Genomic DNA, 20281 nt, shown 5'->3' with positions numbered 1-20281 from the left:
ACAAAACGATGATCGCATTAACCGCACTCGCCTATCAAGCTGGCGCATGAAGCTTCTATAAATCTCCGGCAAAGAACGGAGACAGCAGCACCCCGCACGACGGCCCTGCATTCGCACCGCGGATGCAGCCGCGAGCGGGACATAACAGGAGACAGACGATGACACGGAGACTCACTTCAAAATTCGCGGTGGCGGCATGCATAGCCTCAACGCTCTTTGCCACGAGCGCGGCCCGCAGCGCGGAGCCGCTTAATATAGTGATGCTGACGCACGGCGCGGCGACCAACGCGTTCTGGCAAGCCGTGAAGAAAGGTTTCGACGATGGCTGCAGCCGCGTACAAGCGCATTGCCAGATGGTCTTTACCCAGACCGATGGCTCGATCGAGCAGCAGAGCGCGAACTTCCAGGCGGCGGTCGCGCGCAAGCCCGATGCGATTTTGACGACTATCGTAGACGACAACGCGCTCACGTCGATGATCAACGACGCCCGCGCGAAGCACATCATCGTGATTGCCTATAACGTCGATCAAAGCGGCGGCGCGACGGGCGCGGCAAAACGGCAGGCGTTCATCGGCCAGAACTTTGTCCCGGCAGGACGTAGTCTCGCGCATCAACTCACCAGCCAGTTTCCCAAGGACGGGCCGATCCGCGTGCTGATCGGTGTCAGCGCGCCGGGACAGAACTGGGCCGAGCAACGCGCGAAAGGGGTGATGGATGGCCTCGATGAATGGAAACGTGCCAATCCGAATCGCACGGTCGTGGTCGACCGGATCGACTCGGGTACGGATCTCTCGGTCACGGGCGAACGCGTCGGCGCGTATCTCACCGCGCACCCCGATACGACGGCGTACTTCGACATGGGTTTCTTCCATGCAGCCGTGGCCCGCACGCTGAAGGATCGCAACGTGCCACCGGGCAAGGTGCTGCTTGCGGGCTTCGACATCGTGCCGCAAGTCCTGCAGATGATGAAGGCCGGCTACATCCAGGCCGAGGTCGATCAGCAGCCGTACGCGCAGGGTTTCATGCCCGTGATGCAGGTCTATCTCGCGAAGTCCTTCGGCTTGGCGCCTACGGATATCAACACCGGCAATTCCCTCGTCATGCCCGCGCAGGCCGACTCGGTGATCGCGCTTTCGCAGCAAGGCTTGCGCTAGGAGACTCGCATGAAAAAGCTGCTCAAGATCTATCTGCAGAAACCGGAGCTGGCGGGCGTCGTGTTGCTCGCGGTGCTGATCGGTTTGTTCCAGGTGCGCTCGCAGATGATATTTCTCAGCGCTGAAAACATCCGTGGCGTGCTTGGCGTGTTGCCTGAAGTGGGGCTTGTTGCTATCGGCGTGACGTTGCTGATGATCTGCGGCGAGTTTGATCTGTCGGTGGGGTCGGTGTTTGCTCTTACACCCATGTCTATCACCTTGCTCATGAACGCCGGCGTGCCCTTCTGGCCGGCGTTTTTTATCGGGCTCGTGGTGGCCGCGTGCGTCGGACTCGCCAACGGATTCATCACGCTGGTGTTCAACATACCGAGTTTCATCACGACGCTCGGCATGTTGTTCATCGTGAGGTCGCTGACTGTCGTGCTATCGGGTGGCTTTCCTCCTAATCTGCCCATCGAACGGATGCCAGCGGAACTGTTCGTTAGCTTTATCGGGCCGGAGGGATTGTTTCGTGCGTCGTTTCTTTGGTTTATCGGCATCGGGGCGGCGGCGGCATTCTTGTTGTCCGCGACCAATCTCGGTAACTGGATGAAAGCAACGGGCGGGTTTCTTGAAGCGTCCATATCGAGCGGTGTTCCGGCGCGGCGCGTGAAGCTGTTTTCCTTCGTGCTATGTGCGGTGCTCGCCGGTTTCGCTGGACTGATCCAGGTGTTGCGGCTTGGCGCGGCGCTTCCATCAATAGGCGATGGTCTCGAACTACAAGCGGTCGCTGCTGCCGTGATCGGGGGAACCGCGCTGTCTGGCGGGATAGGCAACGTACTGGGCGCGGTGGTGGGTGCGCTACTGATTCGCGTAATCGATAACGGCCTCGTGCTGACACAAGTCGATGCCAACTGGTTCAAGTTCGCGGTCGGCAGCCTGACCATTTTCGCTGTGGTCGCCAACGCATGGATGCGCCGCACGGCGCGACATCTGAAGGTACAGCTATGAATACGATCTCTTCTGCGGCGCTGCATTCGTACACCGATGACGGCATGACCGCCGACGCGCTAAGCACATCGACCGCGCTGATGGCCGTGCGCAACTTGCACAAGTGGTACTCCGGCGTGCATGCGCTCAAAGGTGTGAGCCTGGAATTCAAACGCGGCGAAGTCGTGGGCCTGCTCGGCGATAACGGCGCGGGCAAGTCGACGCTCATCAAGATTCTCTCGGGCGTGCATCGGCCGGATGAAGGCGAGATCCTGTTTCAGGGCCGGCCTGTGCGTATCCCCTCGCCCAAAGCGGCGATGCAGCTCGGTATCGAAACGATTCATCAGCATAACTCGCTGGTGCCGAATCTATCGATTGCGCGTAATGTGTTTATCGGGCGTGAGCCGTTGTTGTTTTCGCTGTTCGGCATTGGACCGATGAACCACGCGCGGATGCGCACCGAAGCGGTCAAGGCCATCGCCGACGTCGACCTGCATCTACGTTCCGCCGAAGCGCTGCTGGGTGAGCTATCCGGCGGCCAGCGTCAGGGCGTAGCGATTGCACGCGCCATGCATTTCAAGTCAAAGCTATTGATCCTCGATGAACCGACCAATCATTTGTCTGTCAAGGAAACGGACAAGGTAATTGGGTTTGTGCGAGGCTTATCGGCGCAGGGCATCACCGGCGTGTTCATCAGCCACAACCTGCAGCACGTGTTTCACTCGTGCGACCGGATTGTCGCCATGGCGCGTGGAGAGGTCGTGCTCGACCGGCCGGTAGCGGAGACGTCTATCGAGGAAGTGACGGAAATGCTTTGATCGACTACTAGTGGAGACATGAATCGTGAGACAGTTCGATGGCAAGGTGGCGGTGGTCACCGGCGGTACTCAGGGACTTGGCGCTGCGATTGTGGCGTTGTTTGTCGAGCGCGGCGCAAGTGGCGTGGTTATTTGCGGGCGTTCGCGAGACAAGGGCGAAGCGAAGGCACGTGAACTGAGCGAGGCCAGCGGCGCGGACGTGCGTTACGTGCAGGCGGATCTCTCTCAAGTCGACGATTGCCGGGCGGTGATCGCGGCGGCGGATGCGCGCTTCGGGCGTATCGATGTGCTGGTCAATGCAGCGGCCATGACCGATCGCGGCACGATTCTCGATACCGACCCCGCCCTCTTCGATTGCATCTTCGCGACCAACGTGCGCGCGCCGTTTTTCCTGATGCAGGAGACCATTCGTATCATGCGGCGCGAGCGCACTGAAGGAGCTATCGTCAACATCAGTTCGATGTCGGCGATGGCAGGGCAACCCTTCATCGCGGCGTACTGCGCGTCGAAGGGTGCGCTGGCCACGTTGACGCAGAACACGGCATACGCGCTGTTGCGTAACCGGATCCGGGTGAATGGTTTGAATCTCGGCTGGATGGCGTCCGATGGCGAAGACCGGATCCAGCGGGAATATCACGGCGCGAGTGATGATTGGCTGGCGCAGGCGGGTGCTGCGCAACCGTTTGGGCGGCTGATCGAACCAGAAGAAGCGGCGCGCGCGGTGGCGTTCCTGGCGAGCGGGGAGTCAGGGCTGATGACGGGATCGATGGTGAATTACGATCAGTCGGTATGGGGTGCGTTCGATGACGCGCCGCATCCGGGGGCTGCGCTTTAGCAAAATGACTAAAGATTGCTCGCGACCGAACGGGGTTCCATAAACGTATGGCGGAAATACTCCCGTACCGCGTGCATCCCGGGGCTGAATTCGCGGTTCTTGCGCCACGCCAAGCCAACGCTCATTGGCGGAACCGGGTCGCGCAGGACAACCGTTTCGATCCGTTTTCCTTCCAGCGACCACGGGCGGTAGACCATGTCCGATAGGATGGCGACGCCGCTGCCGTTTGCCACCATGCTGCGCACGGCCTCCACTGACGACGTCCGCAGCTTCACATTCGGCCTATGCGGTGTATCGGCCCAGTAGCGCAGCGCGGTATAGGCGGCTTCGTCAACGGTCAGCATAACGAACGGTTCTGGAGCGACATCGGCGAGCGTTACGCTTTCACGCTTGAGCAAGGGATGATGCGCACAAAGCCAAAGCCGGCGCGCCGAGTGAATCACCGGTTCCAATACGAGTTCGGGGTTTGCCACGTTTGATGTCAACAGCACGGCCATGTCGTAGCGCTCGGTGATCAGGCCTTCTTCGATCGATTCGCGATTCAGCTCATGCAGGTTGATGGTGAGCAGCGGATAGAGCGTGCTCAGCCGCTGGAGATGATGCGGCAAGAAATATCCGATCACCGTATAGCTCGCAGCGATCGTGAGTGTGCCACTCAACGTGCTCTCGAGATTCGGAATCCGCATGGCCTCTTCGACGGACGAAAGAATGGTGTACGCCTGGTTCAGGAATTTGCGTCCGGTTTGAGTCAGGGCGACGCCGCTCGCCATGCGCACGAAAAGCTGGGTGCCAAGGCTGTCCTCGAGCTCCTTTATCGCGTTTGTCACTGCCGACTGGGAAATCGTGAGCTGGATTGCAGCCTGCGATATTTGCCCGAGTTCGGCCGTCGCCACGAAGTACTTGAGCTGCCGCAGAGTCAAAGCCATGATGCCCGCCGAAAAATTGATATTGCACGCCGCCATATCTTATTCGCGCAAAATTACCGGGGCGAGTGAGCGCGGCTATAGGACGAGCGAGCACCGTCCCATCAAAAAAACAGATACGAGGTCATCTGAAAATAGAACTATTTTGGCGAGCTGCCGCGCCATAAGGTTCATGTAATCGGCACTGCGGGCGCGCGGTCGTGCACACCCGGGCCGGTGAACCAGGAGACGCCCCATCGTGAAAAAACGCAGCATCGACCTGAATTCGGACATGGGCGAAGGTTTCGGTCCATGGACCATCGGCGACGGTGTGGACGCCGAGATCATGCCGCTGATCAGCTCAGCCAATATCGCCACGGGTTTCCATGCCGGAGACCCGAACATCATGGCGCGCACCGTTCAATCGGCGAAAGAAGCGGGTGTGGGCGTCGGCGCTCATCCGGGCTTTCGCGACCTGGTTGGATTCGGCCGTCGCACGATCACCGAGTCGCCCCAGGCGCTTGTCAACGACATCGTGTTCCAGCTAGGCGCACTGCGCGAGTTCGCAAGGCTGGCGAACGTCGGCGTACAGCATGTGAAGCCACACGGCGCGCTCTACATGCTTGCTGCAAGGGACGAAGAGCTGTCGCGCTGTCTTATTGGAACCCTGCAGAAAATCGATCCCAGCTTGCTGCTGTACTGCATGGAGTCGTCGGTGACCTACCAGGTTGCCCGCGAAATGGGCCAGCCCGTGGTCCGCGAGTTCTACGCAGATCGCGACTACGACGCGAGTGGATCGATCGTTTTCACTCGCCGCGTCGGCCGGCTCGATGCAGCCCAGGTCGCCGCAAAAGTCTTGCGCGCCTGCGTGGAAGGACGCGTGACAACGGTTGAGGGGGGTGAGATAAACATCGACTTCGATTCGGTCTGCATCCATAGCGACACGCCCGGTGCACTCGAACTCGTCCAGGCAACGCGCGACACGCTGATTCGCCATGACATTCGCATAGCCGCGCCGCAACCGGCTTTCCCCCAGTAATTCCGACTCGCCTGAGACAGGAGTACGAGCATGGCCCAGCACGACATTGTCAGCCCTTTACCCGGAACGTTCTATCGGCGTTCATCGCCCGATGCCGCACCATTCGTCGAGGTCGGCGTCGAGATTGAAGAAGGCGCGACTGTGGGGCTGGTCGAGGTCATGAAGCAGTTCAGCGAAATCGAATCGACTGCTACCGGCCGCGTGACGGAGATCTTGGCCGAAGACGGCGACCCGGTCGACGCGGGCCAGATTCTGATGCGAGTCGAGGAATAAGCCGATGTCCTCAGAAGCCTTCTACAAACCGCAACGCGTTCGCACCGTGCTGGTCGCCAATCGCGGGGAGATTGCTGTGCGGATCATTCGCGCGGCGCAGGAACTGGGCATGCGCGCGGCCGTGACCGTCAGCGATGCCGACCGCGACAGTCTCGCCGCGCGTATGGCTGACGTAGCGGTGCCGATCGGGTCGGCGCACGCCGCTAAAAGTTATCTCAATCCAGTCGCCATTCTTGAAGCGGCTCAACAATGTGGCGCGGATGCGATTCATCCGGGCTATGGATTTCTATCGGAGAACGCGGCGTTCGCAGGGAAGGTCGAGACGGCGGGGTTGATCTTCGTCGGCCCGTCTTCGTCGATCATCGCGATGATGGGCGACAAGGCGCGTGCACGTGCCACCGCGAAACGCGCAGGCGTGCCGACCGTGCCCGGCAGCGAGGGTGTGCTTGATTCACTTGATCAGGCGCGCGATGTCGCCGGCCGCATCGGTTATCCGGTGATGATCAAGGCAGCCGCCGGCGGGGGCGGACGCGGCATTCGCGTGGCGCACGATCCGGCTCAGCTTGATGTGGAGTTACCGCTCGCGCAACGTGAGGCACAAGCCGCGTTCGGCAACGCCGGAGTCTATCTGGAACGTTTTATCGGGCGGGCTCGCCACATTGAAGTGCAAGTACTTGGCGATGGCAAAAACGTCGTCCATCTGTTCGAACGCGAGTGCTCCCTGCAGCGGCGTCGACAGAAAATCTTCGAGGAGGCGCCCTCGCCTTCGCTGACGTCTGAACTACGCGCATCGTTATGCGAATCGGCTACACGACTGGCCCGAGAAGTCGGATATCGAAGTGCGGGCACGCTCGAATACCTGTTCGACGAAACACGCGGCGAGTTTTACTTCATCGAAATGAACACGCGTATCCAGGTCGAACATCCGGTGACCGAAGCCATAACGGGCATTGACCTCGTGCGCGAATCCCTGCGCATTGCAGATGGCGAGCCGTTGCGCTTTGAACAAGACGATATCGTCATGCGCGGAGCCGCTATCGAATGCCGCATCAATGCCGAAGATCCGGATCGCGATTTCCGTCCGAGTCCGGGCCGTATCGATGAACTGGTGTGGCCGGCTGGCCCGGGCGTGCGAATCGATTCCATGCTGTATCAGGGCTACACCATCCCGCCGTTCTATGACTCGCTGCTGGCAAAACTTATTGTCTTCGACGAAAGCCGGCCGGCGGCGCTTGCACGACTCGATCGTGCGTTGCGCGAGATGAAGATAGGCGGCGTCAAGACAACCGCGCTGCTGCACCAGGCCATGCTTGCAGACACGGATATCCGCGCGGGCCGATACCACACGAACCATCTTGAAGCATGGATGGCGCAACGCAATGCAAAGCTTGGCGAGAGTGAGGAGGCAGCATGAGCGTCCGGTACACATTCGGCGGCGATGAATTCATCTTCGTCGAGATCAGCGAGGACATGTCGCTCGATGCGTTCTTCAAGGGCACGGCCATCACACGCGAGTTACAGCGTCGCAACGTGGCAGGCGTGACGGAGATTTGTCCGGCGAACGCGTCGTATCAGGTTCGATACGATCCGGACGTGATCGCGCCGGAGACGCTGCTGGACTTGCTCAAGGAGATCGAAGCGGAAGTAGGGGATGCCCCTCTGGAGTTGGAGACGCGCATCGTGGAAATACCTGTGCTCTACAACGATCCGTGGACCCATGAGACCCTCATGCGTTTTCGGGAGCGGCACCAGGATCCGTCATCGACCGATCTGGAGTACGCCGCGCGCATCAACGGCCTGAGCACCGTCGACGCGTTCATCGCCGCGCATTCCGGCGCGCCATGGTTTGTTTCGATGGTCGGTTTCGTCGCGGGCCTGCCCTTCATGTTCCAGATGGTCGAAAGGTCGCGACAACTCGAAGTGCCGAAGTATCTGCGGCCTCGCACCGATACCCCCAAACTCACCGTCGGTCACGGCGGCTGTTTCGGCTGCATCTACTCGGTGCGCGGCGCGGGCGGCTACCAGATGTTCGGCGTGACACCCGCCCCGATCTTCGACCCTGAACAGCGCCTTTCCTACTTGCGTGATTTCATGGTGTTCTTCAAGCCCGGCGATATCGTCAAGTTCAAGGCGATCGACCGGGAAACCTATGATCGCGCCGTTGCCGAGGTCGAAGCGGGCACGTTCGAACTGCGCGTGAAACCCGTGAGATTCGTATTGAGCGAATTCAAGCGTGACCCCGATGCCTATAACCGCTCACTCGCCGAGGTCCTCGATGCCGACTGACAAAACCTGTGTGATTGAAGTAGTGAAGCCGGGGCTGGCGACCTCGGTTCAGGATACCGGGCGGCAAGGTTATTACTACGTCGGCATTCCGCCGTCGGGTGCGCTCGACCAGTTTTCATTGCGAGCAGCGAACTTGCTGGTAGGCAATAGCGAAGATGCGGCCGCGCTCGAATGCACGTTGCTCGGACCACAATTGCTGTTCCATGCGGACACGATGATCGCAGTCACCGGCGCCGAGATGACGCCGAAGATCGATGGCGTCGCACAGGCCTGCAATGTCTCGCTGCGTATCAAGGCCGGGAGCACGCTCACATTCGATCACGTCAAGGCTGGCGCCCGTGCGTGCCTCGCGGTGGCCGGTGGTATCGACGTGCCGGTGGTGCTCGGCAGCCGCTCGACCTACACCCTGGGTGCCATCGGCGGACTCGAGGGACGGCGCCTGCAAAAGGGCGATCGATTGACAAGCCTTGCGCCCGGTCACCAAGCGAAAGAAGGCCGTGAGCTCCCCGTCGATCTCCGAACGCCTCTCGCCAAGGAAATCGAACTGCGTGTGCTGCCCGGGCTCTATCACCATCGCCTGACCGATGAATCGGCCCACACCTTCTTCGATGACACCTGGGTGGTCGCGCCGGAAGCGGACCGCATTGGTTACCGCTACAAGCAGGGACGCGCGCTGCAATTCCGCGAACGTGTGCAGCCTTTCGGCGCGGGCGCCGACCCCTCGAACATCGTCGATGCGTGTTATCCGATCGGCTCCATCCAGGTCCCCAGCGGGCTCGAACCGATCATCCTGCATCGCGACGCGGTCTCGGGTGGTGGCTACGCGACCATCGGCACCGTGATCAGCGCGGACATGGACCTCATCGGCCAGATGCAGCCGAATCATCGCGCGCATTTTGTCGCCGTATCGATGGAGCAGACGCTCGCTGCGCGTCGCGCCGCAAACGCAAGACTGCTTCGTTTGCGCGACATGCTCGGCCGTTAGCAAAGTACTCGTTTGAATTGAAGCAAACCCGCAGCGTCGTGCTCGTCGCGACGCTGCGCGGAAGACGTTCGCCCGCGGTTATTCAAGTCGTGCTTTTCTCTATTTGCGGGCGTTAGCGGGTCGCGCCTGCTTCTTTCAATCTATTGCCTGAAGGAGCAAGGATCATGGCTAACTTGTCGCAGGACCCTGCGGGACACGAACTGGATTTATCGATGCACTCCGTTCCCGACAGCGCCCGAATGCCCGCATTTTCGCTGACGATGGCGTGGTGGGCCGTCTGCAGCGCGGTGTTTTATATCGTGGTCGGGGCAGCGCTCGCGCTACAGTACGGCACGCGCAATGCGCTGATCGGCATGGCGCTTTCAGTCATCTCGTATGGCATTGTCAATTCGATCATCAGCCGCTATGCGATCCGCACCGGGTTATCGGTCGCGCTATTCTCGCGGGTGCTGTTTGGAGGCGCTGGAGCCGCGCTCGCTACGCTGATTTTCTTTGCGACGGCGATCTACTACGCTGTCTTCGAAGGCTCCGTGATCGCGGTCGCGGCACACAACCTCTTCCCGGCGCTGGACTATAAGTGGGCGGCGTTGATCGTGGTTTGCTACAGCGTGCCGCTGGTGTTCGGCAGCGTCCAGCACTGGCTCGACAAGTTCAACGGCGTGCTGCTGCCCTTCTATTTGCTCGGCCTGCTGGCAGCAGTGCTTCTGACGACCCACGAGTATGGCTACAACGCCGCGTGGCTCGACTTCGGTCCCAAGGGCACCATACCCGCGAACGGCTGGTGGAATTGCTTCGTGTATTACATGGGCGTGTGGGTCCTGATGATGTTTACCTTCGACTATGCACGCTTCGGCCGCCAGAAGGATGCGCCCTATCACGGCCGCTTCAATTTCGGCATGCCGTTCTATCTCGTCACATTCCTGTTGAACGGCGCAGTCGGTATTTATCTGGTCAGCACGATTCCCGGATTAGGGCCGCTCTCGGAAGTATCGGTGGTGCTCGCGTTGCTGAAGCTGATGGGGATATGGGGCCTTCTGTTCGTGTGGGTCACGCAGTCGCGCATCAACACGGCGAACTACTATCTTGCCGCGATCAACATGCAAGCGTTCTTTCGAAAGGTCGCAGGTCTACACGCGCCGAAGTTCGTCTGGGCGCTCGTGGTCGGCGTAGTGGTGTATGCGCTGATGATGGCCGACGTGTTTTCAAAGATCCTGCAAGCACTCGCGTATCAGGGAATCTTTGTGGTGGCGTGGGTTGGCGTTGCGCTTGCCCATATTCTGTCGACCAAGGTCGATACCTTGCTCGGTACGGAGATCGAGTGTCGCGACTCACACGTACCCGCGTTCAATCCGGGCGGCCTGACTGCATGGTTCGCCGGCGCATTCGCGGGGTTGCTGCTGATGAACCTTCCGGGTGCGTTGCAATCGTTCTCCGCACCGGCCACGTTCGTCGTATCGTGGCTGACTTACCGGGCGATGCTTGCTGCCGCTAAACGAACGTGGTTCGTACGCGGCTAAGATCAAACGGCGCGCCGCTGACCCGCCACACGCTCAAAGCGGTGCTCGACTGATCCATGCGATTCTGGTTCTGTTGCCGAAGTAGGCACGCAGGCAAATAGCTCGTTTCTGCTGCGGGTCAACGTGCGGTCCGCGCAGAAACGATGTCGTGGGGTTGGCCAAGCATTTGCGTCGAAACCTCATGGAGCCGCTACACCCAGCGCGGTATGCGTGTGCTCGCGCAATTCATTTGGCATAAAAGCTCGCTCAAGACCGCCCTCGCTCAGCCATGCGCGTGTGTTCCCGGCTGCACGCTCGATCAGGCGGTCGCATTGCGTATAGTCGTAAGGCGATACGTCGAGCGGACATAACGGCGGCACGACAAAGATCTCAGCGCGGGACGAGTAAAACTCCAGATCGCGCACAAGTTGCCGTGCAATGACAAGCGTTAGCGCATGCATGGCCTGCGCAATCGGGTTGCCAGGCGGCTTGCGCAGCGCACAAGCAAAACCGGCCGGAAGCACAATGACGCGCGTCGCACCGAGCGCGATGGCCACGGAGATCGGCGTATTGTTGGCCACACCGCCATCGACCAGGTCCCGGTCGCCAATGCGCATCGGCGGGAACACGCCGGGAATCGCAGCGCTCGCGAGGACGGCATCCACCACAGGACCGGATGAGAGGATGACTTCGTTGCCCCCCAACATGTCAGTGGCGACTATGTGGAGCGGTATGACCGCTTGCTCCACCTGTGCATACGACAAATTATTCTCCAGCAGCATGCGCAGGGCCGTTGCCTCGACGAGATGGGAACGGCCACGCAGCATCATCTGGAACAGCCCAAGCATGGTGAGCGGCATGATGTCCCGCCGCCTGATGCGACACCACAGCAATTCGAGCATGGCGACGCCGTCGCTATCGGGCCGGCCGGCAAAATACGCCGCATTGATGGCTCCGGCGGATGCGCCGATCACGCAACCTGGACGAACGCCTTGATCGAGCAACTCGCGCAGCATGCCAACCTCGATCGCGCCGAGGCTGCCGCCACCCGCGAATACGAAGGCGGTCAATCCTGAGGGAACGGATAGAGTGGGATGATGAAAGGACATGTCTGCCTCCTCTCCTGCGGGGCAATACCGGATGCGGTCTCCACGGTTCACCGGGCAAATTCGCGCGAAATGACGAGCGGCTCTATCAGGACTACGTCGCCCGGGTCTCGCTTTGGTTATCTGGAATCCGGTTACCGAAGCTGCCGCTTGCCAGAACGTCGACATCACGCCCCAGGCAGCCTCAGTAAGTCATTGCCGGACAGGACTAATGACCCTTGAACAGATCCAGCAGTTGATTCTGCATTTGCATCATTTCGTGCTCGTGCTTCATCTCCATCTGAGACATTGCCTCCTGGTGTTCCATCTCCATCTGCATCATTTTCTGCTGGATGGTGATGGCCTGGGTGCGTTGTTCCGGTGTCAGCTTGTCCATCATCATTTGATAGTTCTGCGGCATAAGATACGTGCCGTTGTGCCCGATACCCTGTGCCTGCGCGAGGCCTGCGGCCAAAGAAAGCGGAAGCATTGCACAGAGAATGATATTTCGAATCGATTTCATTGGATCTCCAGTTTCAGGTTCGTTTATAGAATATAAGGATTACTATGCAATTGACCTATCTTCTTCCAGTTAGAGTCAACTTCATTCACACTGCGGGTCGTTCCTCGCGCCGGGTTTCTCCGCTTCCGCCTTACCGTGACGGACGGGTTGAATCTTGACGCTCAGCTCGTCTTTCTATTCCCTAGCCGTCGTTCAATGCCTCGTGAAATTCGGTGTGCCGCCGGGTCCGTACGGATCGGGATTGCCGAAACGCGGAATGGTGCCGTCCATGCGAGCGCGGGCCAGTTCCGCGCGCACTTGCTCGCGCGTTTTTGGACCTTGATTCGCGGCGGCCTGCATTGAATTTGCGTCCGTCGCCTGCACGGGCTGCACAGTTTGCGCGCTCGCCAGCGTCGATACACTGAGGGCGGCCACGGCCATGATCATCGTCAACTTGTTCATTTTCATCGTTACTCTCCGAAAGGGTCATTTAGAGACCTGCCGACGCGCCTGCCGATCAGGCATTCCTAAAATTCCACGTTTCCTGGCGCTGGACACTTGAGCGCAAGCTATTAACCGCGCTTCATAAGGTATTTCGCCCGTTGATCGGCATTGGTTACACGACATCGAAAAGATGATCTGCGATCAATTGGGTAGCTTCGTCCTCTTCAGCAGGCTGTAAGCGGACAGTCAGGAATTGCTCGTTCGCTAACGCTAACGGATGGTTTGGGCTGATCGGGGGTGAGAAGATACGCGTGTTGGCGGCCCGCCGGACAACGAACGCGGAGGCACATAACAAGAATTTACAGTGTCGCGGTTTTCGCAGTGATATTGTCACTGATGATGGCGAGTAGAGTCTCGCCATCAGGGCAAGTCATGAACCTCGTCGATTGGGGAAAATAGTGTCGCCGGTGGAAGATCCCGTTGAAGATTCCAACCGCGACGTCCTTTGATATTCGTGAAACAGTAAGCCTTCACGTTCAATATATACGGTGATTACCATGGGAATTTTGGATACAGTAGGTGAGATCGTGGGCGCAGTCGCCGCAGTCGAGGCAACCGACAAGGTCGATCCGGATGCTTCACTTCTGACGAAAGGGATTGCTGCAGTGGCCGGTTTTAAAGGCGCCGGCGCTTTGGAATCGCTGGTAGAGAAGAAAGAGGACGAAGGCGGTACGGAAGCGGCTGATAACGCAGCGCCGCAAGCCTGAATCCAGTCGCTCAGGCCAGCCGCTGCAAAAAGGGCTGGCTTGAGCGCAATCGTTAAAGCCGAAACACCTCGACAGCGTCGCTGAGTGTTCTCGCCTGGCTTCTCAGGGACTGCGCTGCAGCAGCGGCTTCTTCAACGAGTGCCGCATTTTGCTGCGTGCTCTGGTCCATGGCCGCAACCGCCAGGTTGACCTGCTCTATCCCCTTGCTTTGTTCCCCCGCTGCCGCCGAGATCTCCGTCACGATCTGGCAAACGCGTTCGACCGCACTCACCACGCCGCCAATGGTCGTCCCCGCGCTTTCCACCAGCGTCGAGCCTGCATCAATGTTGGCGCTCGAGTCTTGAATCAGCATCTTGATTTCTTGAGCCGCCGATGCACTGCGCTGCGCCAGGCTGCGCACCTCACCTGCCACGACAGCAAAACCCCGGCCCTGTTCGCCAGCACGCGCCGCCTCAACTGCAGCGTTGAGCGCCAGGATGTTCGTCTGGAAGGCAATGCCGTCGATCACGCTCGTGATCTCCGAAATCTTCTTCGAATGCGCGGCGATGCCTTGCATCGTGGTCACCACGTTGCTGACGACCGCGCCTCCCTTCGCGGCCATTTCCGATGCTTGCGTTGCCATCTCGCTCGCTTGCCGGGCGCTCTCGAAGCTGGCTTTTGCCGTCGCTGTGATTTGCTCCATGCTGCTCGCCGTGGTTTCCAGCGACGCCGCCTGTTGCTCCGTTCGAACGGAGAGGTCGTTGTTGCCGCTGGCGATTTCCGTCGCGCCGACGTTGATCGATTCAGTGCTGGCGCGCACGATCGTCACCGTCTCGACCAGCGATTGCTGCATTTGCTCGAGCGCGCGCAATAGCGCGCCCATTTCGTTGTCACGGCCGGTATCGATGGGATTCGTCAGGTCGCCCGCAGCGATCCGCTGAAACTGGTGAATGGCCTGCTTGACCGGCTTGACGATTGCGTTGAGCAGCGCATGACGCGCGAATGTACCGGCTACCAACGACGCAATCACCGCCGCGGCCAGCAGCCCCAGCATCATGTGGAAGCGGTCTTGAGCGCTCGTATAACGCGCCTTCTGACGCTCGGTCAGGACGCCTTCCAGCGCAGCTACCTGGGCACCGAAATTGTTGGCCAGTGCTTCTGTTTCAGCGCCCTGGAGTGACTTGTAGGCCGAGAAATCGCTTTTACCAAGCGCTTCGAACGATGCCTCCAATCCGTCGTGCAGATACTTTTGACGCGCGGCGACAAAGTGCGCGCGAAGCGCTGTTTCGGCATCGTCCGCCGACACAGTCGACAGGTATGCCCGCACTTCCTCGTCCGAATCGCGAAGGTCGCGATGTGCGCCTTCAAGCAACGCCGGCTGAACATCGCCTAATCCGTACAGCGCCGCAAAGCTGCCGAGCGCGAGGCGTGCGTGCATCACATGCTCATAGCTGCTTTTGATTTGAAGAAGCGAACGCGTGTCTTCCTTATACATCTTTTCGATCGCTGAATTGCTGGTCTGGAGCGCGATGGCTGCCAATGCGCTAACCGCAATCAGAAGTGCCGCGAAAACCGTCAGCACCAGCGTGATGCTGGCGCGCAAGCTGACTTTTCTGAAGCGGTCGATATATCCCGCAGAATGGGATGCGGTAGGCGTTTTTAGTATTTTCATCGGGTCGTCTCCTGTGAATCGAATACCTTGTATCGAAGGTATATCGGCGGGTGGGAGACGAGACTGGAGGGCTCTACAGTGAATAAATCAAAGCTGCCCAATTAGCGGGATTTTAGCGTCGTTATGGGCCTTTTCTTAGGTTACCGAATCGACGGACCTCGGCCTTCCCCACGCTGCCACCTTGCACTTCCGCTTGCCGGGACGTGCAAGGTGTTCGCTTATGCGCCAGTTAGCGAGACGCCGCGGATCAGCTTCGACGCTCCTTGGAGAGCGTGATTGTCTCGAACAGCTCGTAGTTCGCAGTCGGCGTCTGGTCGGCGCCAGGAGCGTGGTAGTAGTTCATCGTAATGGTGGTCTTGCCGCCCCGCATGCCCGGATCGAAATCGAACACGGCGATGCCATAGCCGGTGCCGGTATCGCGCTGGGCCGACCAGATGGCGTCTTCCAGGGCATCGGCAGGCTGACGCACGAACGTGTTCGCCGTGGTCCCGGCCATCGGACGATTGGGCTTGGTGAACACCTTTGCCTGCGGATTGCCGGTTCCGACATCGAGTCCATAGACATCCAGGGGCGCACTGGTGCCGCCACCGCCCAGGATCAGGTGGATCGTGCCGTGGCTCGTATCGAAGGCGCTATCGGCAGGATGCGACGTGACGACCGGACGCGGTTGCAAGGTATCCACGGGTTGGCCCGTCGCGGCATCCGTGCCTGCATGATGATTGCACCCACGCACGGGAAAGCTGCGCTCGTAGTCATGGTCATGGCCGCAGAGCACGAGGTCGACGCCATAGCGGTCAAAAAGCGGCAGCCATGCCTCCCGGATGCCCTTGTCGGAGCCGTTGCCGGTCTTCGAAGAAGTCAGCGCGTCCTGGTGCATCTGGACGACGATCCAGTCGATGTCATCGTCCTCCGCCGCCTTACGCAAGGTCTCGCTTAACCAGCGGGTCTGCTCGCCGCCACTGTAACCGCGAATGTAGAACGACGTCCCCGGGGCGATCGGCGGATTGCCGGTGCTCGCGGCCGGCACCAGCGGGCTCGGGCCAGCGACGAAGGCGGCCGCATCCTGGTAGACGACATCGTCGGCGTCGAGCGAAATGAACAGCACCGAACTCACACGAAAACTGTACCAGCGACCGGGAAAGCGGGTGCCGTTCTCGGGCAGCGTATAACGCGCGAGGTAAGAATCGAGGCCCTGCTCGCCGTTGTGGAATTCGACCTCGTGATTACCCGGGCAAGGCATCCAGGGGCGATTGGCCGCCGAGGTCTGGGCATTGTTGCCAAAGTCGCGCCATACCTCGGGCTGATGCGTCGGGTTCAGGTTGGCGTAGCAGAGATCGCCGTTCAGCAAGTGAAACAGCGGCTGGAAACGCTCCACTGCCTGCACGGCGAAGCGGCTCTGAGGCGACGAGAGCACCCAGCCGGTATTGGGCGTGGCGAGGTCGCCGTAGCTGGTCCAGCGAAACGGAGCGTCGCCCCGCGGGGCGGTCTGGAAAGTTGCGCTGAAGGGATGGGCTGCGTTGCTGTCGTTGTCGGCGGTGACTTCGTATTCGTAGTGGGTCCCGGGTTTCAGGCCTCGCAGACGTGCGTGATAGGTGCAAACAATCTCGCCGTTGAGTCCATCGGTATAGGTGCGCTGTATACCATGCACCGTCGCCTTGGTCTCGCCGGCACGACCAAAGCGCACTCGCGGGTTGACCGCCGCCGCAAGCGAGGCCCAGGAAATCACGATCTCGGTCGCCGGCTCGTTGCCCCAGGTCAAGTGGATCTGTTCAGGCGTGCCGTCCGGGCTTGCCGCAGCGGCCCTGCTCGCCGAAGCCAGACTGCCTGCGGCCGTGGCCAATCCGGAAGCGCCGGCCAGCTTAAGAAAACCACGCCGCGAAACGGTTGCAACCTGCTCGGCAAGCGGAATATCGTCATTGTTCTTGTTCGACATGTCTGGTGTTCTCGTCCTTTGGGGGGAAAGGCCAGCGCAAGGCTCTCACGAAGACAGGGAGCGCAGACTGGCATGAAGGCGGACCGCGCAGCGGACCGGCCCGAAGAACTCCATTATTGCCAGGCGTGTTACCGGGCTATGACATCGTGGCCGTGATCCACGACGTGAGGCGCGGCAGAACCAGTCTGTTCTTGGCATCGGTCGTAGTGCTCACCATGCAAATGAGGTTATTCTTCGATAAACCCGATCGATCCCTTTTGGAGTCCCCATTCATGCAAATAGTCAGTCGTTTCGCGTTCCTGGCGTTGACGTGTGGTGTTATCGGCTTATCGCATGCATCGAATGCATCGGCGGACTCCGCCGATCAGCGGCGCAGCTTCACTCAGGTCGTGTCGTTCGGAGACAGTCTTTCGGATGTAGGCACCTATGCGTATGCCCGGCAATTCGGCGGTGGCACGTACACGACTAATCCCGGCGCTATTTCTGTACAGGTTATCGCGGAACACTATGGATTGCGCCTCAAGCCCGCGCTGACCGGCGGCTTCGGGCAGGCTAGCGTCGTTCATCCGGAAGGATTCGGCTACGCCCAGGGAGGCGCCCGAGTGGCAGGCGCGCCAAACCCTGGCGACGCAACCGGCGACACCGGCGAGCTGCAGACCCCACTGACTTCGCAGGTGGCCGCCTATCTCAAGTCGCACACACGCTTCACCGCACAGCAGCTCGTGCTGATGCAAGGCGGGGCCAACGACGTTCAGGACGCCTATGGCGCGTGGGCGGGAATGATTGCGAACGGCGGCGATCCGGCCGCCTCCCTGCAGGCGGTAGAGCCATCGCTGCGACAAGCGGCGCAACAACTCGCGGGACTGGTGCACAACGTGCAACAACATGGTGCCACGCATATCGTCGTACAAAACGTACCCAACATCAGCAAGGCGCCGATCGCAAACATTGTCGAGCAGCAATTGCCTGGCTCCGCGAGAGTGCTTCGGCGTCTTGCGCAGGTATTCAACATCGCTCTGGATGAAGCGCTACCTTCCTCGCCATCCGTACTGCGAGTCGATGCGTTCACGTTCATCGATGAAACATCGGAGAATTATCGTCAGCTTGGTTTCCGCTTCGACGGCAGCAGCGGCACCAACGTAGCGTGCAATCCGGCGAATCTGCCCGCGGCATTCCAGGCCGATGACACCAGCGCACTGTTCTGCTCGCGCTCGACCTACGTCTCCCCGGATGCCGAGCGCATCTACATGTTCGCCGACGCTTATCATCCGACCACTCACCTGCAAAAACTCATAGCAGACTATGTCGTGGGCCAGATCGACAAATGGTTGCGCGACTAGGTCATCGCCCTAGCCCTTCGTTGCCCCGAATGTCAGTCCGGCAACGAAGTGCCGCTGCATGGCGAAGAACATCATCACCGACGGCAACGCCGCGAGTATCGAACCTGCGGAGACGAGGTTCCACGCCGTTACCCACTGCCCCTTGAGCGCGGCGACACCCACGGTGATCGGCGCCGCCTCGTCTCCTGTCGTGAGACATAGCGCCCAAAAATAGTCGTTCCAGACGAACGTAAATACGAGAATCGCCAGCGCGGCCAACGCCGGACGGATCAACGGCAAGACGATTCGAAAGAACACCGTCCACTCGTTCGCGCCTTCAATTCGCGCCGCTTCAACGAGTTCAAACGGCAATTGCTTGATGAAATTGCGCAAGAACAGCGCACAGAAACCGGTCTGAAACGAGACATGAAACAAGATGAGCGCGCCGATGGTGTTGAAGATGCCTAACTGCAAGGACAGGTCCCGCACCGGGATCATCAGGATCTGAATGGGCACGAAATTCCCCGCGACAAACGTCGCGAATAACGCCGAGTTACCCCGAAACGAATAGATCGCCAAGGCGAAACCGGCCATTGAAGCCAGCACGATCGACCCGATCACAGCCGGCACGGTAATGAGCACGCTGTTCCACAAATAGTGGAGCATCGGCGAAGTCGTGAGCGCATCACTGTAGTTGGCGATCAGCGAAAAGTGCCGTGGCCAACCCCAGTAATTGCCTTCGACGAGTTCATCGGAAGAACGAATGGACGTGACCATCACCGCGATCAACGGCAACAACCAGATCACCAGCGCGACCGGCAACGACAACTTGTAAAGCGCCCGGTTGACGGGCTTCCACTTGGCGACGGGCATTGGAAACATGGCGCGCTCCTGGCTATTGCTCGGTGCGCAACATTCTGCGCAAGTGATAAACGATGTACACCATCATGATCGCGAACAGCACCACGGCAATTGCGGCTGAATAACCGATGCGGTAGTACTTGATCGCCTGGTCGTACATGTAATAAGCGAGCACTGTCGAGCTTTCGAACGGGCCGCCGCCGCTCATCACGGCAATCAGATCGAAGCTTCGCAATGCTCCGATGATAGTGACCACGATCGCCATGAAGGTGGTCGGCCGGAGTTGCGGCAAGACGACGTGCCACAACATGGTCCAGCCCTTCGCGCCTTCCATCCGGGCCGCTTCTATCTGCTCGGAATTAAGCGACGTCAATCCGGTCAGGTACAGGATCATGCAGTAGGCGGTCTGCGGCCAGAGCGCAGCGAAGATGATCCCGAAGGTCACGTAACGCGCGTCCCCTAGCACCGGTACCCCGTGTCCGAGGATCAGCTTCAGCAAACCGAAGGTCGGGTCGTAGAACCAGCTGAACATCAAACCGACCACCACGCCGGACAACACGAACGGCGCGAAGAACAGCGACTTCACCATGCGGATACCGCGCACCGCCTGATTCAGGTACAACGCGACGGCAAGACCCATCGGCGGTGCGAGCAGAAACAGGACCAACCACAGCACGTTATTCTTTAGCGCGGTGTAGAACGTGGGTGCATGGAACAGCTCTATGTAGTTGTCGAAACCGGCGAAGGTTTTCTCTGTCATCCCGTCCCAGTTGTAAAAGCTCAGCCTGAGGCTGGAGACGATCGGCCAGATCACATAGATTGCCACCATGATGCAAGCGGGCGCAAGGAACAGGAACGCGGCCAGCCGCTGCTGCCGCGCAGTGGCCGACATTTTTCTGCGGCGCTTCGTTTTCATCGCCGGAACGCTGAGGGTTTCGGACATGCCGTGCTCTCCTGATCGC

General features: G+C 59.7%; 20 protein-coding genes. 12 read left to right on the top strand and 8 right to left on the bottom strand.

The features are described from left to right. The first annotated feature begins 158 nt into the window (after positions 1 to 158). Genes EOS_RS23040 through EOS_RS23025 form a run of 4 tightly spaced genes read left to right on the top strand, consistent with a single transcriptional unit; the run spans position 159 to position 3776 of the window. Positions 159 to 1154, top strand: a complete 996-nt coding sequence (locus EOS_RS23040) for a sugar ABC transporter substrate-binding protein (RefSeq protein WP_047849023.1) — start codon at positions 159 to 161, stop codon at positions 1152 to 1154. Between the two features lie 9 nt (positions 1155 to 1163). Further along, a complete protein-coding gene (locus EOS_RS23035) occupies positions 1164 to 2144 on the top strand; it encodes an ABC transporter permease (protein WP_047849022.1) in 981 nt (326 codons plus the stop codon). Beyond that, complete coding sequence (locus tag EOS_RS23030) at positions 2141 to 2941, top strand: ATP-binding cassette domain-containing protein (protein WP_235442928.1); 801 nt, start codon at positions 2141 to 2143, stop codon at positions 2939 to 2941. Before EOS_RS23035 ends, EOS_RS23030 begins: the two co-directional genes overlap by 4 nt. 25 nt (positions 2942 to 2966) lie before the next feature. After that, complete coding sequence (locus EOS_RS23025) at positions 2967 to 3776, top strand: SDR family oxidoreductase (RefSeq protein WP_082163486.1); 810 nt, start codon at positions 2967 to 2969, stop codon at positions 3774 to 3776. Positions 3777 to 3784: 8 nt separating this feature from the next. Here EOS_RS23025 and EOS_RS23020 read toward each other — a convergent pair whose 3' ends face one another. Next, the gene (locus EOS_RS23020) at positions 3785 to 4702 is read right to left on the bottom strand and encodes a LysR family transcriptional regulator (protein ID WP_047849036.1); all 918 of its coding nucleotides are present in this window, start codon (positions 4700 to 4702) and stop codon (positions 3785 to 3787) included. A gap of 235 nt (positions 4703 to 4937) precedes the next feature. Between EOS_RS23020 and EOS_RS23015 the strand changes: the two genes are divergently transcribed. The 6 genes from EOS_RS23015 (at position 4938) to EOS_RS22990 (ending at position 10778) form a co-directional block, all read left to right on the top strand. Beyond that, positions 4938 to 5717, top strand: coding sequence for a 5-oxoprolinase subunit PxpA (locus EOS_RS23015; RefSeq protein WP_047849020.1), 780 nt, complete (start codon positions 4938 to 4940; stop codon positions 5715 to 5717). Positions 5718 to 5747: 30 nt separating this feature from the next. After that, positions 5748 to 5990, top strand: a complete 243-nt coding sequence (locus tag EOS_RS23010) for an acetyl-CoA carboxylase (RefSeq protein ID WP_047849019.1) — start codon at positions 5748 to 5750, stop codon at positions 5988 to 5990. A 4-nt stretch (positions 5991 to 5994) separates the two neighbouring features. Further along, entirely contained in the window at positions 5995 to 7404 is a 1410-nt protein-coding gene (locus EOS_RS23005; RefSeq protein ID WP_047849018.1) for an acetyl-CoA carboxylase biotin carboxylase subunit, read from the top strand. After that, on the top strand, positions 7401 to 8276 hold the full coding sequence (locus EOS_RS23000) for a 5-oxoprolinase subunit B family protein (RefSeq protein ID WP_047849017.1): 876 nt from the start codon (positions 7401 to 7403) through the stop codon (positions 8274 to 8276). The genes EOS_RS23005 and EOS_RS23000 overlap by 4 nt, the downstream gene beginning before the upstream one ends. Then, entirely contained in the window at positions 8266 to 9261 is a 996-nt protein-coding gene (locus tag EOS_RS22995; RefSeq protein WP_047849016.1) for a 5-oxoprolinase subunit C family protein, read from the top strand. The genes EOS_RS23000 and EOS_RS22995 overlap by 11 nt, the downstream gene beginning before the upstream one ends. A gap of 164 nt (positions 9262 to 9425) precedes the next feature. Further along, positions 9426 to 10778, top strand: coding sequence for a purine-cytosine permease family protein (locus EOS_RS22990; protein ID WP_047849015.1), 1353 nt, complete (start codon positions 9426 to 9428; stop codon positions 10776 to 10778). A 179-nt stretch (positions 10779 to 10957) separates the two neighbouring features. Here EOS_RS22990 and EOS_RS22985 read toward each other — a convergent pair whose 3' ends face one another. The 3 genes from EOS_RS22985 to EOS_RS22975 all read right to left on the bottom strand — a co-directional run bounded on the left by EOS_RS22985 (position 10958) and on the right by EOS_RS22975 (position 12812). After that, positions 10958 to 11866: a patatin-like phospholipase family protein gene (locus EOS_RS22985; protein WP_047849014.1), complete on the bottom strand. Its 909-nt coding sequence runs from the start codon at positions 11864 to 11866 to the stop codon at positions 10958 to 10960. Between the two features lie 205 nt (positions 11867 to 12071). Then, positions 12072 to 12365, bottom strand: a complete 294-nt coding sequence (locus tag EOS_RS22980; protein WP_047849013.1) for a hypothetical protein — start codon at positions 12363 to 12365, stop codon at positions 12072 to 12074. A 192-nt stretch (positions 12366 to 12557) separates the two neighbouring features. After that, entirely contained in the window at positions 12558 to 12812 is a 255-nt protein-coding gene (locus EOS_RS22975) for a DUF4148 domain-containing protein (RefSeq protein ID WP_047849012.1), read from the bottom strand. A gap of 533 nt (positions 12813 to 13345) precedes the next feature. On the opposite strand from EOS_RS22975, the gene EOS_RS22970 reads away from it, so the two are divergent. Beyond that, the gene (locus tag EOS_RS22970; protein WP_047849011.1) at positions 13346 to 13555 is read left to right on the top strand and encodes a hypothetical protein; all 210 of its coding nucleotides are present in this window, start codon (positions 13346 to 13348) and stop codon (positions 13553 to 13555) included. 52 nt (positions 13556 to 13607) lie between these two features. Here EOS_RS22970 and EOS_RS48995 read toward each other — a convergent pair whose 3' ends face one another. Both EOS_RS48995 and EOS_RS22960 read right to left on the bottom strand, forming a co-directional pair. Continuing rightward, positions 13608 to 15206, bottom strand: a complete 1599-nt coding sequence (locus EOS_RS48995; protein WP_047849010.1) for a methyl-accepting chemotaxis protein — start codon at positions 15204 to 15206, stop codon at positions 13608 to 13610. Between the two features lie 247 nt (positions 15207 to 15453). Next, positions 15454 to 17139: a purple acid phosphatase family protein gene (locus tag EOS_RS22960; protein ID WP_047849009.1), complete on the bottom strand. Its 1686-nt coding sequence runs from the start codon at positions 17137 to 17139 to the stop codon at positions 15454 to 15456. Between the two features lie 272 nt (positions 17140 to 17411). Here EOS_RS22960 and EOS_RS22955 point away from each other — a divergent pair, with 272 nt between their 5' ends. Then, positions 17412 to 18479, top strand: coding sequence for an SGNH/GDSL hydrolase family protein (locus tag EOS_RS22955; protein ID WP_047849008.1), 1068 nt, complete (start codon positions 17412 to 17414; stop codon positions 18477 to 18479). Between the two features lie 9 nt (positions 18480 to 18488). On the opposite strand, the gene EOS_RS22950 is transcribed toward EOS_RS22955, so the two are convergent. Both EOS_RS22950 and EOS_RS22945 read right to left on the bottom strand, forming a co-directional pair. Next, complete coding sequence (locus EOS_RS22950) at positions 18489 to 19340, bottom strand: carbohydrate ABC transporter permease (protein WP_047849007.1); 852 nt, start codon at positions 19338 to 19340, stop codon at positions 18489 to 18491. Between the two features lie 13 nt (positions 19341 to 19353). Then, positions 19354 to 20262: a carbohydrate ABC transporter permease gene (locus EOS_RS22945; RefSeq protein WP_047849006.1), complete on the bottom strand. Its 909-nt coding sequence runs from the start codon at positions 20260 to 20262 to the stop codon at positions 19354 to 19356. Positions 20263 to 20281: the final 19 nt, after the last annotated feature.

It is taken from the genome of Caballeronia mineralivorans PML1(12) (assembly GCF_001028175.1).
Lineage (GTDB): Bacteria > Pseudomonadota > Gammaproteobacteria > Burkholderiales > Burkholderiaceae > Caballeronia > Caballeronia mineralivorans.
The sequence above is the reverse complement of the archived record's forward strand: the minus strand, read 5'-3'. Positions and strand labels throughout refer to the sequence as shown.

Bases quoted from the DNA above. Each gene is read 5' to 3' on its own strand.
- EOS_RS23040 (WP_047849023.1), top strand. From the start codon at position 159: ATGACACGGAGACTCACTTCAAAATTCGCGGTGGCGGCATGCATAGCC.
- EOS_RS23035 (WP_047849022.1), top strand. From the start codon at position 1,164: ATGAAAAAGCTGCTCAAGATCTATCTGCAGAAACCGGAGCTGGCGGGC.
- EOS_RS23030 (WP_235442928.1), top strand. From the start codon at position 2,141: ATGAATACGATCTCTTCTGCGGCGCTGCATTCGTACACCGATGACGGC.
- EOS_RS23020 (WP_047849036.1), bottom strand. From the start codon at position 4,702: ATGGCTTTGACTCTGCGGCAGCTCAAGTACTTCGTGGCGACGGCCGAA.
- EOS_RS23010 (WP_047849019.1), top strand. From the start codon at position 5,748: ATGGCCCAGCACGACATTGTCAGCCCTTTACCCGGAACGTTCTATCGG.
- EOS_RS23005 (WP_047849018.1), top strand. From the start codon at position 5,995: ATGTCCTCAGAAGCCTTCTACAAACCGCAACGCGTTCGCACCGTGCTG.
- EOS_RS23000 (WP_047849017.1), top strand. From the start codon at position 7,401: ATGAGCGTCCGGTACACATTCGGCGGCGATGAATTCATCTTCGTCGAG.
- EOS_RS22995 (WP_047849016.1), top strand. From the start codon at position 8,266: ATGCCGACTGACAAAACCTGTGTGATTGAAGTAGTGAAGCCGGGGCTG.
- EOS_RS22990 (WP_047849015.1), top strand. From the start codon at position 9,426: ATGGCTAACTTGTCGCAGGACCCTGCGGGACACGAACTGGATTTATCG.
- EOS_RS22985 (WP_047849014.1), bottom strand. From the start codon at position 11,866: ATGTCCTTTCATCATCCCACTCTATCCGTTCCCTCAGGATTGACCGCC.
- EOS_RS22980 (WP_047849013.1), bottom strand. From the start codon at position 12,365: ATGAAATCGATTCGAAATATCATTCTCTGTGCAATGCTTCCGCTTTCT.
- EOS_RS22975 (WP_047849012.1), bottom strand. From the start codon at position 12,812: ATGAAAATGAACAAGTTGACGATGATCATGGCCGTGGCCGCCCTCAGT.
- EOS_RS22970 (WP_047849011.1), top strand. From the start codon at position 13,346: ATGGGAATTTTGGATACAGTAGGTGAGATCGTGGGCGCAGTCGCCGCA.
- EOS_RS48995 (WP_047849010.1), bottom strand. From the start codon at position 15,206: ATGAAAATACTAAAAACGCCTACCGCATCCCATTCTGCGGGATATATC.
- EOS_RS22960 (WP_047849009.1), bottom strand. From the start codon at position 17,139: ATGTCGAACAAGAACAATGACGATATTCCGCTTGCCGAGCAGGTTGCA.
- EOS_RS22955 (WP_047849008.1), top strand. From the start codon at position 17,412: ATGCAAATAGTCAGTCGTTTCGCGTTCCTGGCGTTGACGTGTGGTGTT.
- EOS_RS22950 (WP_047849007.1), bottom strand. From the start codon at position 19,340: ATGTTTCCAATGCCCGTCGCCAAGTGGAAGCCCGTCAACCGGGCGCTT.
- EOS_RS22945 (WP_047849006.1), bottom strand. From the start codon at position 20,262: ATGTCCGAAACCCTCAGCGTTCCGGCGATGAAAACGAAGCGCCGCAGA.